Annotated in this window: 10 protein-coding genes; 3 read left to right on the top strand and 7 right to left on the bottom strand. The window is 58.0% G+C overall.

Translation table 11 applies throughout. From position 1 onward, the window contains the following. Window positions 1-25 precede the first annotated feature (25 nt). Window positions 26-3928 carry an ATP-dependent RNA helicase HrpA gene (hrpA, locus tag ABLV11_RS25920; protein WP_126489066.1) on the top strand — a complete coding sequence of 1301 codons (3903 nt, stop codon included), beginning with the start codon at window positions 26-28 and terminating at the stop codon, window positions 3926-3928. 48 nt (window positions 3929-3976) lie between these two features. Here the strand turns inward: hrpA and ABLV11_RS25915 are convergent, their stop codons facing one another. The 7 genes from ABLV11_RS25915 to ABLV11_RS25885 all read right to left on the bottom strand — a co-directional run bounded on the left by ABLV11_RS25915 (window position 3977) and on the right by ABLV11_RS25885 (window position 12364). Then, the gene (locus ABLV11_RS25915; RefSeq protein WP_126489067.1) at window positions 3977-4636 is read right to left on the bottom strand and encodes an O-methyltransferase; all 660 of its coding nucleotides are present in this window, start codon (window positions 4634-4636) and stop codon (window positions 3977-3979) included. Between the two features lie 15 nt (window positions 4637-4651). Continuing rightward, window positions 4652-6031 (bottom strand): efflux transporter outer membrane subunit, encoded by a 1380-nt coding sequence (locus tag ABLV11_RS25910; RefSeq protein ID WP_348856006.1) that lies wholly within the window; start codon window positions 6029-6031, stop codon window positions 4652-4654. Then, window positions 6028-7113 (bottom strand): HlyD family secretion protein, encoded by a 1086-nt coding sequence (locus ABLV11_RS25905; RefSeq protein ID WP_004101709.1) that lies wholly within the window; start codon window positions 7111-7113, stop codon window positions 6028-6030. The genes ABLV11_RS25910 and ABLV11_RS25905 overlap by 4 nt, the downstream gene beginning before the upstream one ends. Window positions 7114-7134: 21 nt before the next feature. Beyond that, window positions 7135-8787, bottom strand: a complete 1653-nt coding sequence (locus ABLV11_RS25900) for an MFS transporter (RefSeq protein ID WP_004112699.1) — start codon at window positions 8785-8787, stop codon at window positions 7135-7137. After that, the gene (locus ABLV11_RS25895; RefSeq protein ID WP_004101713.1) at window positions 8787-9218 is read right to left on the bottom strand and encodes a MarR family transcriptional regulator; all 432 of its coding nucleotides are present in this window, start codon (window positions 9216-9218) and stop codon (window positions 8787-8789) included. The genes ABLV11_RS25900 and ABLV11_RS25895 overlap by 1 nt, the downstream gene beginning before the upstream one ends. 177 nt (window positions 9219-9395) lie before the next feature. Further along, on the bottom strand, window positions 9396-10670 hold the full coding sequence (locus ABLV11_RS25890) for a Glu/Leu/Phe/Val dehydrogenase (protein WP_064351524.1): 1275 nt from the start codon (window positions 10668-10670) through the stop codon (window positions 9396-9398). 368 nt (window positions 10671-11038) lie between these two features. Next, window positions 11039-12364, bottom strand: coding sequence for an MFS transporter (locus ABLV11_RS25885; protein ID WP_126489069.1), 1326 nt, complete (start codon window positions 12362-12364; stop codon window positions 11039-11041). A gap of 383 nt (window positions 12365-12747) precedes the next feature. On the opposite strand from ABLV11_RS25885, the gene ABLV11_RS25880 reads away from it, so the two are divergent. Together ABLV11_RS25880 and aldA are read left to right on the top strand one after the other, a co-directional pair. Then, the gene (locus ABLV11_RS25880) at window positions 12748-13539 is read left to right on the top strand and encodes a YdcF family protein (RefSeq protein ID WP_126489070.1); all 792 of its coding nucleotides are present in this window, start codon (window positions 12748-12750) and stop codon (window positions 13537-13539) included. 266 nt (window positions 13540-13805) lie between these two features. After that, the gene (aldA, locus tag ABLV11_RS25875) at window positions 13806-15245 is read left to right on the top strand and encodes an aldehyde dehydrogenase (protein ID WP_004101721.1); all 1440 of its coding nucleotides are present in this window, start codon (window positions 13806-13808) and stop codon (window positions 15243-15245) included. The last annotated feature ends 183 nt before the right edge of the window (window positions 15246-15428 follow it).

Genomic DNA, 15428 nt, shown 5'->3' with positions numbered 1-15428 from the left:
CGGCAGTGCACTGCCCGATAACGCTATGACAGAACAACAAAAATTCACCTTCTCACAGCTCTTTACGCAGCTGGATGGCCTGATGCTGCGCGATAAGTCGCGCTTAGCCCGTCGCCTGCACGGCGTGAAGAAGGTTAAAAATCCTGATGCCCAACAGGCCATTCTGCAGGAGATGGCGCAAGAAATTGAACAGGCGGCAGGGAGAGTCCTGCTGCGCGAAGCCGCGCGGCCAGCGATTTCCTATCCGGATAACCTGCCGGTTAGCCAGAAAAAACAAGCGATCCTCGAAGCCGTGCGCGATCACCAGGTGGTGATTGTGGCGGGGGAAACCGGGTCGGGGAAAACCACCCAGTTGCCGAAAATTTGCATGGAGCTGGGACGCGGCGTTAAAGGCTTAATCGGCCATACCCAGCCGCGTCGTCTGGCCGCGCGTACCGTTGCCAACCGTATTGCTGAGGAGCTGCAAACGGAACCAGGCGGCTGCATCGGTTACAAAGTTCGCTTCAGCGATCACGTCAGCGACAATACGATGGTTAAGCTGATGACCGACGGTATTCTGCTGGCGGAAATCCAGCAGGATCGGCTACTGATGCAGTACGACACCATCATCATCGATGAAGCGCACGAACGCAGCCTGAATATCGACTTCCTGCTCGGCTATTTGCGGGAACTGCTGCCGCGTCGCCCGGATCTGAAAATCATCATTACCTCAGCGACCATCGACCCGGAACGCTTCTCGCGCCACTTTAACAACGCGCCGATTATCGAAGTGTCCGGACGAACCTTCCCGGTTGAGGTGCGCTATCGGCCCATCGTTGAGGACGCCGATGACACCGAGCGCGATCAGCTGCAGGCGATCTTTGACGCCGTTGACGAGCTGGGACGTGAAAGCGCTGGCGATATCCTCATTTTTATGAGCGGCGAGCGGGAAATTCGCGATACCGCCGATGCGCTTAACAAGCTGAATCTGCGCCACACCGAGGTGCTGCCGCTGTATGCGCGGCTCTCCAATAGCGAACAGAACCGCGTGTTCCAGGCCCATAACGGGCGGCGAATTGTGCTGGCGACCAACGTCGCGGAAACCTCGCTGACCGTACCGGGCATTAAGTACGTTATCGACCCCGGTACCGCGCGCATCAGCCGCTACAGCTTCCGGACCAAAGTGCAGCGTCTGCCTATTGAGCCGGTTTCTCAGGCGTCGGCCAACCAGCGTAAAGGCCGCTGCGGCCGCGTATCTGACGGGATCTGCATTCGCCTTTATTCAGAAGACGACTTCCTGTCGCGCCCGGAATTTACCGATCCGGAGATTCTGCGCACCAACCTGGCGTCGGTTATCCTGCAAATGACCGCGCTCGGACTCGGCGATATTGCCGCTTTCCCGTTCGTTGAAGCGCCGGATAAACGCAATATTCAGGACGGCGTGCGTCTGCTGGAAGAGCTGGGGGCGATTACCACTGACGAACAGCAGACCGCCTATAAGCTGACGCCGATGGGGCGCCAGCTCAGCCAGCTGCCGGTGGACCCGCGTCTGGCGCGAATGGTGCTGGAGGCGCAAAAACACGGCTGCGTGCGCGAGGCGATGATTATCACCTCGGCGCTCTCTATTCAGGACCCGCGCGAGCGGCCAATGGATAAGCAGCAGGCTTCCGATGAGAAGCATCGCCGCTTCCACGATAAAGAGTCCGACTTCATGGCGTTCGTCAACCTGTGGAACTACCTGGGCGAGCAGCAAAAAGCGCTCTCCTCGAACCAGTTCCGCCGCCAGTGTCGGGTCGATTTTCTCAACTACCTGCGCGTGCGCGAGTGGCAGGATATCTACACTCAGCTGCGTCAGGTCGTTAAAGAGCTCGGCCTGCCGGTGAATAGCGAACCGGCAGAGTATCGCGAAATTCACACCGCGCTGCTGACCGGTTTGCTGTCGCACATTGGTATGAAAGATACCGATAAGCAGGAATACACCGGCGCGCGCAACGCTCGCTTCTCTATCTTCCCCGGCTCCGGGCTGTTTAAAAAGCCGCCGAAATGGACGATGGTCGCCGAGCTGGTGGAAACCAGCCGCCTGTGGGGGCGTATCGCCGCACGCATAGAGCCGGAATGGGTCGAGCCGGTCGCTCAGCACTTGCTCAAACGTTCTTACAGCGAACCGCACTGGGAGCGCGCGCAGGGCGCGGTGATGGCGACGGAGAAGGTCACCGTTTACGGTCTGCCTATCGTCGCGGCCCGTAAGGTCAACTACAGCCAGATTGACCCGGCGCTGTGCCGCGAACTGTTTATCCGCCATGCGCTGGTGGAGGGCGACTGGCAGACCCGCCACGCCTTCTTCCGTGACAACCTGAAGCTGCGCAACGAGATTGAAGAGCTGGAGCATAAGTCGCGCCGCCGCGACATTCTTGTCGACGACGAAACGCTGTTTGAGTTCTACGACCAGCGCATCAGCCATGACGTCATCTCCGCGCGCCACTTCGATAAATGGTGGAAACAGGCCAGTCGCGAGACGCCGGATCTGCTTAACTTTGAAAAAAGTATGCTGATTAAAGAAGGCGCGGAGCAGGTCAGTAAGCTGGACTATCCGAACTTCTGGCACCAGGGCAATCTGAAGCTGCGTTTGACCTATCAGTTCGAGCCGGGCGCAGATGCCGACGGCGTGACGGTGCATATTCCGCTGCCGCTGCTCAACCAGGTGGAAGAGGCCGGGTTTGAGTGGCAGATCCCCGGTCTGCGCCGGGAGCTGATTATCGCCCTGATTAAATCGCTGCCGAAGCCGGTGCGCCGCAATTTTGTCCCGGCGCCAAACTACGCGGAAGCGTTTCTCGGCCGCGCGACGCCGCTGGAGCTGCCGCTGCTGGATTCCCTTGAGCGCGAACTGCGGCGGATGACCGGCGTGACTATTGACCGCGAGGCCTGGCAGTGGGATCAGGTGCCCGATCACCTGAAAATCACTTTCCGGGTGGTGGACGACAAAAACAAGAAGCTCCAGGAAGGGCGCTCGCTGCAGGATCTGAAAGATGCCCTGAAAGGCAAGGTACAGGAGACGCTGTCCGCAGTCGCCGATGACGGTATCGAGCAGAGCGGGCTACATATCTGGAGCTTTGGCCGCCTGCCGGAGAGCTACGAGCAGAAGCGCGGCAACTATAAAGTTAAGGCCTGGCCGGCGCTGGTGGACGAACGCGACAGCGTGGCCATCAAGCTGTTTGATAATCCGCTCGAGCAGCAGCAGGAGATGTGGCGCGGCCTGCGCCGCCTGCTGCTGTTGAATATCCCATCGCCGATTAAATATCTGCATGAGAAGCTGCCGAATAAAGCCAAGCTGGGGCTCTATTTCAACCCCTACGGCAAGGTGCTGGATCTGATCGATGACTGTATCTCCTGCGGCGTCGATAAGCTGATCGATGAAGCGGGTGGCCCGGTGTGGAGCGAGGAGGGCTTTGCCGCGCTGCATGAAAAAGTGCGCGCTGAGCTCAACGAGACGGTGGTGGAAATCGCCAAACAGGTTGAGCAGATCCTGACCGCGGTGTTCAACATCAATAAACGCCTGAAAGGTCGCGTCGATATGACCATGGCGCTGGGGCTGTCGGATATTAAATCGCAGATGAGTGGGCTGGTGTATCGCGGCTTCGTCACCGGCAACGGCTTCCGCCGCCTGGGCGATACGCTGCGCTATCTGCAGGCGATTGAAAAACGGCTGGAGAAAATGGCGATCGACCCGCACCGCGACCGCGTGCAGATGCTGAAGGTGGAGAGCGTGCAGCAGGCGTGGCAGCAGTGGCTGAATAAGCTACCGCCCAATCGTCGCCAGGATGAGGACGTGCAGGAGATTCGCTGGATGATTGAAGAGCTGCGCGTCAGCCTGTTCGCCCAGCAGCTCGGCACGCCTTATCCGATTTCCGACAAGCGGGTGCTGCAGGCAATGGAGCAGATTACGGCCTGAGCCGCTGCATTCCCCGGTGGCGCAGGCTGCCGGGGAAAGCTGTTGGCGTCAGGCGTTCACCCACGCGAGGGTGAACCCGTCCCAACCTTTGCTGCCCACGGTTTGCAGGGCCGTTACCGTCAGGCGCGGGTCGCTGCCCATCATCGCAATAAACTCCCTGACGCCCTGAACGCGGTCATCTGCGCTATGCGGATCGGTCACTTCGCCGTCGCGCACCACGTTATCGCCAATGATCAGCGTCCCCGGGCGAGAGTAGCGCAAAGCCCAGCGCAGATAGTTTGGGTTATTCGGCTTATCCGCATCGATAAAGATCAGATCAAACGGCGGATGGTCGCCCAGCTTCTCCAGCGTGGCCAGCGCCGGGCCTTCCCGCACCTCAACGAGCTTATCCACGCCCGCCATGCGCAGGTTCTCGCGCGCCACGGCGGCATGGTGCGCATCGGCCTCCAGAGTGACTAATTCGCCATCCGCAGGCAATTCCCGGGCCATCCAGATGGTGCTGTAGCCGCCGAGCGTGCCAATCTCGAGGATGCGTCTGGCGCCCGTCATGCGCACCAGCAGGGCCAGAAACTGCCCCTGATTGGCGGCAACATCGATGGCCGGAAGCCCGGCGTGCTGGTTATTTTCCAGAACCTGGTTGAGCAAGGGATCGTTGGGGATTAACGCTTCCACCAGATAATTATCTACTGCCGACCACTGTTGTTGCATGTCAGATTTCCCGTATTACATCCCTGATGAATCAGACCAGCCGCCTCCCAGCGACCGGTACAAATCGACTTGCGCCAGCAACAGATTGTTTTTCACCTGCACCACGCTGAGCTGGGTGGAAAACAGCGTACGCTGGGCGTCCAGGACGTCAAGATAGGATGAGTAGCCGTTGCGATAACGGTTTTGGGCAATGAGCAGCGTCTCCCGGGCTACGTCCTCCTGGGCCTGCAGCTCCGTCAGCTGCTCCCCGTAGCGGCCAATAGCATCAAGGCTGTCATTGACCTCCTTAAACGCGCCGCGCACCGTTTTTTCGTAGCTATACAACGCCTGATTGTGCTGGGCCATCGACACGTCTACCTGGGCATTCAGCGCCTGGCGGTTGAGCAGCGGCGCCAGGATGCTGCCGCCAAGGCTCCATAAGCGTAGCGGATTATCCAGCAGGTCGGGCAGAGTGCGATCCTGCATGCTGCCGGTGGCGGTAAGGTTGATGGACGGCAGCAGCTGCGCCTGCGATGACGCCAGCGTGGCGTCGGCGGCCACCAGCTGACGCTGAGCCTGAACGATATCCGGGCGGCGATTGAGCAGGGTTGACGGCAACTGGGACGGTAGCGACAGCGGCGTCAGCTGGGCAAAGGCGTTGCGCTTAACGGCCCCAGGATTAGCGCCGAGCAGCAGGCTGAGCGCGTTTTCCTGCTGGGCGATTTGGTGTTGCAGCGACGGAATTTGCGCCCGCGTCGAGCGCAGTTCGGAATCCGCCTGCATCAGTTCGAGGCGCGATGTATAGCCGGTCTCGAACTGACGTTTCGCCAGATTAAAGGCATCTTCCCGCGCTTTGAGCGTTTGTTGCGTTACCCGCAGCTGTTCATCCAGTGAGAGCAGAGTGACGTAGCCTGTCGCCACCGAAGAGGCGACGGTCAGGTTCGCCGCCGCGGCGGCGGCTTTTTGCGCAGCCAGACTGGCCTCCGCCGCGCTGGCTGCGCTGCGGTTAGCGCCCCAGATATCAACATCGTAGCTGGCGGTTAGCGCGCCTTTATACACCGTACTGTGGATCGGCAGACCGGTGGCGGCCGACTGCGACCGCGCGCGTGTACCGGTCAGTCCGGCGTCTAGTGAAGGAAAGAGGCTGCTGTCGGCGGCGTAGACCCGCGCCTGGTACTCGTTGAACCGTTCGCGGGCAATCAGCACGTCGCTGTTGTAGCGTAGCGCCTGGTCGACGTATTGATTAAGCGTACTGTCGTGAAAATTGCGCCACCACACGCCCTCGACCGGGCTGGTGGGGCCGATATCCGCGCGCCAGGCGGCGGGAATATGCAGCGTCGGCGCGGCCTGTGGGATATCAGCTGACTGGCAGCCAACCAGCGCAAGAATAACGGCGAGGGTGAGCGGACGAATCATCGTGTCTCCTCCCCGCGGGTGTCGATGGTGACCTGCACCGACATCCCCGGCCGCAGGCGCTGGCTGTTTTTCTGCCCCTCATCCACGGCGATGCGTACCGGAATGCGCTGGGCAATTTTGACGAAGTTGCCGGTGGCGTTGTCCGGCGAAATGGCGCTGAACTCAACCCCGGTGGCCGGGGAGATGCTCTGCACCGTACCGGTGAATTTCTCGCTGTTCAGCGCATCAACGGTAAAGGTTACCGGCTGCCCGACGCGGACCTCCGCCAGCTGCGTCTCTTTGAGGTTAGCGATCAGCCAGTGCTGTGGCGGTACCAGCGAGGTCAAATGCGTCCCGGCGGTCACGTAGGCGCCAAGGCGCACTGATATTTGCCCCAGCTGACCATCGGCGGGGGCGATAATGCGGGTATTCTGGAGGTCGATCTGCGCCAGTTCCAGCGCGGCCCTCGCACTGGCGACGTCGGCCAGCAGCGAATCCCGATTAACAATTGTCGATTGCAGATCCTGGCGCGACATTTCCAGCGTCGCTTTGGCCTGCTCGATATCCGCAGTCCCCTGCGCCGCGCTGGCGCGGGCGGAATCGCGTTCGCGGATCGAGAGCGAACCGTCGGCGGTCAGCTCCTGAACGCGTTTTAAATCCGCCTGGGTTTTCAGACTTTGCGCGCGGGCGTTTTGCAGCGCCGCTTCGTTACGTACGATGACCGCCTCGGCGCTTTTGCGCTGCTGCAGATTGTTCTTGAGCGCCGCCTCTTTCATCGCCAGCGTGGCTTCCGCCTGATGTACGCGCTGTTTATAGATGCGATCGTCGATCTGAAACAGCACATCGCCGGCTTTCACCTGATTAAAATCCTGAACCTTGACCTCGGTAATATAGCCGTTGACCTGCGGGCTGATAAACGTGGTTTGCCCGCGAACGTAGGCGTTATCGGTAAACTGGCTTTGCCGGGTAAACGGCGGCAGCTGCCAGGCGTAAAGAATAACCAGAACGCCGACAATACCAATTGCCGCGGCGGTAAAAATAGAGACCACGCGAATATTATTACGGGTGTTGGCCTGTTGTTTGGCCGCATCCTGCTGACTCATAATGACTCCAGAGTAAAAATTTTATTTGCTTCCCGTCGCGCGCTTTAACGCAACGCGGGCGGTAATACGTAATCTTATTAAGCGCCAGAAAACCCACACCAGCGTGGCGGCTGAAATCGCCGCCGTCAGCAGATAGGTATCATTGTAAGCGAGAATATTGGCCTGCAGCGTGGCGGCGTTTTGTAGCAGCGTGGTGGCCTGAACGTTGAGCAGGGTGCTGTCGCCAATCTGGCTTTGATACATTTGGCTGTACTGCTGCAAACGTTCAGTAATCAGCGGATTGAGGGTGGTCAACTGGTCGGCGAGCTGGCTGGAGTGAAACTTCTCCCGCCATGTCTGAAAGGTGCCGAGAATGGCCGACCCCAGCAGACCGCCGATATTCTGACTCATGCCGAACAGTACCGAGAAGCTTACCAGATTGCGCTGGTCGGCAATCACGCCGCCAATCCCTGCCAGCATTGCCGGAGCAAGGAAAAAGGCGCTGCCGAAGCCCAGCAGGAACTGGCTGAACATTAGCTGTTCCGGGCGGGTCAGGATGGTCGACTGGCTGTCGAGCAGCGAGGCAATCATGATCAGCGCCAGCGCCGTAGCGGTGGGCCAGTAGAGACGCTGCGGGTTGAGCGTCAGACAGCTGGCGACGATGCCGCAGATGATGCCGGCGAAAATCGACCACGCCAGATTGGTCATCTGTTCATTCTGCAGGCCGACGTACTGCAGCCAGCCGATGACCCCGGTATTTTGCTCCGCCAGCACGATGCGGATCAGCAGCATAATCAGCCCGAGGCGCAGAATGCTGCCGCTGGAGAGCCATTTAATATTGAGTAACGGGTTGCTGCGGTTATGTTCAAAGGCAATCGCGGAGACGATGAGCACCACCGCTCCCGCCAGCGCCCAGCCGATCCACGGCGCTTCAAACCACCAGTCCAGACGCCCCAGCGACAGCACCGCGGTAACCAGCGCCATTCCCGGCGCCAGCAGGAAGAAGGTGATAAAGTCTTTCTTCTCAAAAACTTTTTTACGATCGCTTGGGGGAAGCTTCAGGGCGATCACGCAGGCCAGCGATACCAGCGCCAGCCCCAGTTCAAAGAAGTACAGTCCGCGCCACTCGTCAATTTGCAGCAGTTCGGTGGAAAACAGGCGCGCCAGCGGGATCGCCAGCGATGAGCCGGTAATACCGATAGTCAACGCTTTTAGCCGATGGCGGGCGGGCCAGGCCTGCACCTGATAGTAAATGCCTAACGAGCTCAGCGCCGCAGCGACCATCCCGTGGGCGGCGCGTACCATCAGCGCGGAGCTAAGGTCGTTGACGAACAGGTGAAAGAAGGTCACCAGCACATAGAGGACGAGAAAGCCTTCGGTGAAGGCGCGCAGGCCATACTGCTGACGGAATTTTACCAGCAGCAGGTTGATGGAGACGTTCGTCATCACGTAGACCGCCGGAAGCCAGGCTATCTCGGTGGACCAGGCGGCAAAGGTTCCCTGCAACAGTTGCAGGTTAGCGGTGACCACCGCGTTGCCCAGCGCGCCGGTCAGGCAGACCAGCAGTCCAACGATCCCGTAGGCAATGCGCCTGGGCGTGCTGTGAATCGGGGTGGAAGGCGAGCCGAGGATCGCCGGTTTTTCGTGCGGAGCCCAGTCGTGGGGCACATAGGGGTTATCTTTACGGCGAGGCATTATTTTTTCTCTACCTCGCGCAGCAGTTTCTCCAGCACGCGCTGAGTCTGCTGCTGTTCGTCGGGCGTGATAGCGGTGAGGATCTCCTCACGCAGTTCATCGGCTACCGTTTTTACCTGCTGATACACCTCAAGGCCTTTAGCGGTGGCGATCAGCAGCCGTTTACGTTTGTCGCGTTCGGTTTTCACCCGCTCAACCAGCCCCAAATCCACCAGCCGATTAAGCAACGGGACGAGGGTCGCGCTTTCGACGCCCAGCTCCTGGGCCAGCTCGCTTTGCGATAGCGGCTGCGCGTTGCGCGCGATAGCGGAAACGGCGACCCAGCTGGCCTGGCTCATGCCGAGGTCTTTGAGGCGACGGTTGACCGCCAGCCGCCAATGATGGGCGGTCAAATACAAAAGATGGGAGAAATTTAGCTGTCGGTTATCCATAGTTCGGTCTGCAATATCGTTAGAGCTCTAATGATTTTATGTCTGGCAAAAACGAGAATTCAAGTCCGATTGATAAAAACAGGTTAACGGTATGTGCGTTTATTGTGGAAGAAGCTTTGGGAGGGAGGAAGGAGAGTTCTGGTCTCAGCCCGGCTTTAACCGGGCTGAGAAGGGGGATTATCCCGGATAAATACCGCGATCTTTACGCGCCATCAGAATTCGCTCACAGGCCACGATATAGGCGGCAGTACGTAAAGAGCACGCTTTTTCCACCGCTTTATCGTAAACGTGAACGATCGCATCGGTCATAATGCGGTCCATTTTGGCGTTGATCTCTTCTTCGCTCCAGAAGAAGCTGGCCATATCCTGCACCCATTCAAAGTAGCTCACGGTGACGCCGCCAGCATTACAAATGACGTCCGGCACCACCACGATGCCGCGTTCGGCCAGCACGTCGTCCGCTTCCGGATAGGTCGGGCCGTTAGCGCCTTCAAGCACCAGTTTGCAGCTGAGGGTTTCCGCGCGCTCGCGCGTAATCTGACCTTCCAGCGCCGCCGGGATCAGAATATCCATCGGCGTCGTCCAGAACGTTTCTTTGTCAATTTCGCGGGCGCCCGGGAAGCCGGCAATTTGCTTGTTCTCGGCCTGCCAGGCGGTCAGCGCGGCCATATCGATACCGCCTTCGTTATACAGCGTGGCGGTATGGTCCTGAATGACCACAATGCGCGCACCGACGCCAGCGAACAGGCGGGCCGCTTCACTGCCTACGTTACCAAACCCTTGCAGCGCGACCTTCGCGCCTTCGATTTCGATACCGCTGCGGCGGGCCACTTCGCGACCAGTGACGAAGACGCCGCGTCCCGTGGCCTTTTCGCGGCCCAGCGAACCGCCGAGATGAATCGGTTTACCGGTGACCACGCCGGTGATAGTGGTGCCGTGGTTCATCGAATAGGTGTCCATCATCCAGGCCATCACTTTACCGTTGGTGCCGACGTCCGGCGCCGGAATATCTTTTTGCGGCCCGATAATAATGCCGATCTCGCTGGTGTAGCGACGGGTCAGACGTTCCAGTTCACCTTCTGATAAAGAGAACGGATCGACGCGGATACCGCCTTTGGCGCCGCCGTAGGGAATATTGACTGCCGCACACTTGATGGTCATCCAGGCTGAGAGGGCCATGACTTCATTCAGGTCCACATCCGGATGGTAACGCACGCCGCCTTTACCCGGACCGCGTGAGAGGTTGTGCTGGACGCGGTAGCCTTCGAAGTGGCGAATGGTTCCGTCGTCCATTTGTACCGGGATATCAACGATCAGCGCGCGTTTCGGATGGCGCAGCGTTTCGATCCAGTAGGCCAGATCGCCGAGGTAGGGGGCGACGCGATCGATTTGACGCAGGTAGGTGGTCCATGGAGATGTACTACTTTCAGAAGCGTAAGATAACTTTTCCATAAGAGTCCTGTTTTGCAGTGATAATTATTTTGTTAACCGTGGAAAGATACAGCCATAAAATCTGTAACGAGAATGTTATCACCAATTTAATGGGACGGTATTTGGCAAAAATGCAGAATATGCTGCCGTTATCGGTGGGGTTGAAGTTTTTGTGAATAAAAAAACGCAAAACAGCGTCGACTACGGATGAATATGCATCTTTGTGCATTAAAGCCGTAGTTTGGGCCCTTTATCCCTATTTATCAGAATCTTGACTTCCTTCAAAAAGTGAACAAAACGCTATATTTGTGTGTTGACTTTGTTGCATTGCAGTGAGCATCCTTCGGCTGCTGCCGGCAGGGCGAATGGGTTGCCGGCAGCGAATGGCTTTATAACATCTCGCTCCTGGTGGCGACAGCGCCGGGAGCCTGCTTTAAGCGGCTGGCGCAGAAAATCGCGATAAGTGAAATCACCACCGTTCCCGCCAGATACAATGCGACCGGTATCCAGTCACCGTCATATTTTGCCAGCAGTCCGGTGGCGATCAGCGGAGCGGTACCCCCGGCGAGCGCGGCGCCAAGCTGGTAGCCAAGGGTGATGCCGGTGTAGCGAACGTTAGCGCTGAAGATCTCGGAGCAGAGCGTCCCCAATACCGCGGTAACCGGTGCCCACAGAATACCGAAGGCGATCACCGTGGCGAGCGCAATGCCCCACGTGCTGCGGGTATCCAACAGCAGAAACCACGGTACGATAAACAATCCAAGCAGCACCACGCTGAGAGTGTACATTTTCTGGCGTCCGATTCTGTCTGAAAGCAGTCCCATCAGCGGGATCATAACCGTAGCAACCAGCGCACCGAGGGTGACGGCTTCAAGCGCCTGGGATTTTTGATAGCTCAGCGTGGTGGTGGCATAGCTGACCACGAAAGTCGAAAAAATATAGAATGGCGCGGTTTCCACTACTTTGAGGCCCGCAGCAATTAACACTTCGCGCCAGTGATACTTGAGCGTATCGCGCAGCGGCGCCTTTGCTACCTGGCCTGACTGCTTCACCTGTTTAAATTCCGGCGTTTCATCAATATCTTTGCGGATCCACAGACCAATAAGAACCAGCACCGAGCTGAGCAGGAAAGGGATGCGCCAGCCCCAGGAGAGAAACTGCTCTTCGCTGAAAAGGGTCATTAGCGAGACGATAAAAGTGGCCATCAGCATGCCAATGGTCACGCCCGCCTGCGGAATGCTGCCGAAAAAACCTTTGCGCTTTTCCGGTGCGTATTCGTAGGCCAGCAATAGCGCACCACCCCATTCGCCGCCGATGCCCATTCCCTGAACGATACGTAAGGTTATCAGCAGCGCTGGCGCCCATAAACCGATCATCTCATAGGTGGGAAGCAGACCGATGGCGACCGTTGCGCCGCCCATCAGGGAGAGCGTCAGGACCAGCGTTTTCTTACGCCCGATTCGGTCGCCAATATGTGCGAAGACCACCCCGCCAATCGGGCGAATGAAAAAGGTCAACGAGAACGAGAGCCAGGAGAGGATTAAACCGATGACCGGATCGACCATCGGAAAGAAAATCTTGTTGAATACCAGCGCCGCCGCCGTACCGTAAAGGAAATAATCGAACCATTCAATGGCGCTGCCGGTGAGGCTGGCAATGAGCACCTTTTTGTTTTTCTTGAGAATTGATGTGGTGCTGCTCTCGTGCAAGGTCATCTTTTAGCTACTCCCCCAGAGTCATCACAACCCGGTGACACCTGATGATTTTCAGGTGCAACCTGGCGAGCGATGAGGTTATTTAATTGTTAAGGAAGCTAGGGTTGTATGTTGCATTTGGCAAGTCTGGTCGCCGCGTCAGGGAGCCGTTTTTGCCATTTTTACCGGCGAATCGCGCCGTTATTTAGCCGTTTATTTGAACTTATTCGCTAAAAATCGGGCGTATGGTGGTGAGTTATTGAGGTGCAACCGTTCTGTTTTTGGACGTTTCTTGTTATTTCAATCTTGTTACCGCTCAGGCTTTATTAACCCTTAAAGGCGGCTCCGGTTTATCATGGTGTCCACAATCCCGTGAAGGGTGACATTGGCGCAAAGGAGAGAACATGTCGGAGCATTTTCCATCGCTGCCGGAGGCGACGCTAGCCGCGGCGAACCGGCTGGGGGCCTGGCTGGCGCAGCATGATTTGCCGCAGCAGCCATCAATCGATGTCGTGGTGCTGGCGGGCAATGCGGTGATCCCAACCATTGATTTCGCCTGCCAGCTGGCGGCGCATCACGCCGTTCCGCTACTGATCAGCGGTGGTATCGGACATTCCACTTCGTTTTTATACCACGCGGTGTTGAACGATCCGCGCTATTGCACCATCCCGGTAGCCGATCGCGCCGAGGCGCACATTCTGGCCGATATTGCCCACCGGTTCTGGGCTATTCCTCGCGAATACATTGTCGTGGAAGACCGCTCCACCAACTGTGGAGAAAATGCGCGTTTTACCCGGCAAATGCTGGAACAGAGAGGTATTACGCACCGAACGGGCGTGGTGATCCAGGACCCGACCATGCAGCGGCGAACGATGGCGACCTTTGCCCGCGTCTGGCAAGACGCAGCGCATGTGCCGATGTGGTACAGCGCGCCGGGGTGTTCGCCGGTGTTGTGCAATGGCGATAACGGCGTCACCTTTAGCGGCGATAGCAGCGGCCTGTGGCCGGTGGAACGCTATCTGGCGCTGATCCTCGGCGAGCCGCCTCGGCTGGCGGACAATCCGCAGGGTTATGGCCCGTTGGGTAAGGGATTTATCGCTCATGTGGATATTCCGCCGCAGATTACTGAAGCGTGGCAGACGCTGCGCAAGGACCGTCTGCTGTCCGATACATTGAGCGCGCGCCAGCTGGCTTAGCTATTAGCCTTAACGCTGTCAGTCAGCCGCTGTATTTGGCAAGCGCAGGGATGGTCCGGACGTATCCGCCGCATTGCCCGTTTGCGTTGGCGATATCGCAAACGGGCAGGTAGTGTTACTGAATTGTGATTTTTTCAGCGCCGGCTTGGTCTGTTTTTATGAAATATCTCACAAAAACAAACGTCCGGCCTGTCTCTTTGCCCTTTGGACGATAATTTTTAACATCTATTTCACCTGTTAAAAACAATAATCCTGAGGAGCAGACCATGACAGCACCCGTTCAACACCCTATGTATATTGACGGTCAGTTTGAAGCCGGCCGCGGTGATGCATGGATTGAGGTGATCAATCCGGCCACGGAAGCGCTCATATCGCGTATTCCTGACGGCAGCGCGGAAGATGCGCAGCGCGCGATTCTCGCTGCTGAGCGCGCTCAGCCGGGCTGGGAAGCCTTACCTGCGATCGAGCGAGCGGGGTGGCTGCGTAAAATCGCTGCCGGTATCCGCGAACGGGCCGACGAGATCGCCGCGCTGATTGTCGCCGAAGGCGGGAAGATCCAGCAGCTGGCGGCGGTAGAGGTCTCCTTTACCGCGGATTACCTGGATTATATGGCCGAATGGGCGCGTCGTTATGAGGGCGAAATTGTGCAAAGCGACCGCCCGGGAGAAAACATTCTGGTATTCAAACGCGCGCTGGGCGTGACCACAGGCATCCTGCCGTGGAATTTCCCGTTCTTCCTGATTGCCCGCAAGCTGGCGCCAGCGCTGATTACCGGCAATACCATCGTAATTAAACCGAGTGAGTTTACGCCGAATAACGCCATCGCTTTTGCGCAAATCGTTCATGATATCGGCCTGCCGAAAGGGGTCTTTAATCTGGTGCTGGGCCGCGGCGAAACCGTGGGTCAGGAGCTAGCCGGCAATCCAAAGGTCGCGATGGTCAGCATGACCGGCAGCGTCACCGCAGGGGAGAAGATCATGGCCGCGGCGGCGAAAAACATCACCAAAGTATGCCTGGAGCTGGGCGGGAAAGCGCCGGCTATCGTGATGGATGATGCGGATCTTGAGCTGGCGGTAAAAGCGGTGGTCGATTCTCGCGTGATTAATAGCGGGCAGGTGTGTAACTGCGTTGAGCGCGTGTATGTGCAAAAAGGGCTATACGATCGCTTCGTTAACCGTTTGGGCGAAGCGCTGAAAGCGGTGCAGTTTGGCGATCCGGCAGCGCGCGACGATATTGCCATGGGGCCGTTGATCAATGCCGCAGCGCTGGAGCGGGTTGAGCAGAAGGTAGCGAAAGCGGTGGCTCAGGGCGCACGTATCGCTCTGGGTGGGAAAGCGGTGGAGGGTAAAGGCTATTTCTATCCGCCGACGCTGCTGCTGGACGTGCGCCAGGAGATGGATATCGTTCATGAAGAGACGTTCGGTCCGGTACTGCCGGTCGTGGCGTTTGATACCCTGGAAGAGGCGCTGGCGATGGCCAACGACAGCGATTACGGGCTGACGTCATCAATCTATACCCGCGATTTAAACGTCGCGATGAAGGCGATTAAGGGGCTGAAGTTTGGTGAAACCTATATTAACCGCGAGAACTTTGAGGCGATGCAGGGTTTCCATGCCGGATGGCGTAAATCAGGGATTGGCGGCGCCGACGGGCGTCACGGCCTGAATGAGTATCTGCAAACCCAGGTGGTCTATCTGCAGGCCTGATTTAGCAGAGGAGCGGCGCGTTCCCCGGAGGCGATGCTGCGCATCTGTCCGGGCTACAGGTTACCAGCCATCTGCGGTCTCGTAGCCCGGGCAAGGCGCGTTGCGCCGCCCCCGGGAGAAACGTGCAAAACGTGGCAGACATTCCCGGAGGCGATGCTGCGCATCTGTCCGGGCTGGAGGTTA

The organism is Klebsiella sp. GW_Kp181 (genome assembly GCF_040062315.1).
In the GTDB taxonomy this organism is placed as follows: domain Bacteria; phylum Pseudomonadota; class Gammaproteobacteria; order Enterobacterales; family Enterobacteriaceae; genus Klebsiella; species Klebsiella oxytoca.
The sequence above is the reverse complement of the archived record's forward strand: the minus strand, read 5'-3'. Positions and strand labels throughout refer to the sequence as shown.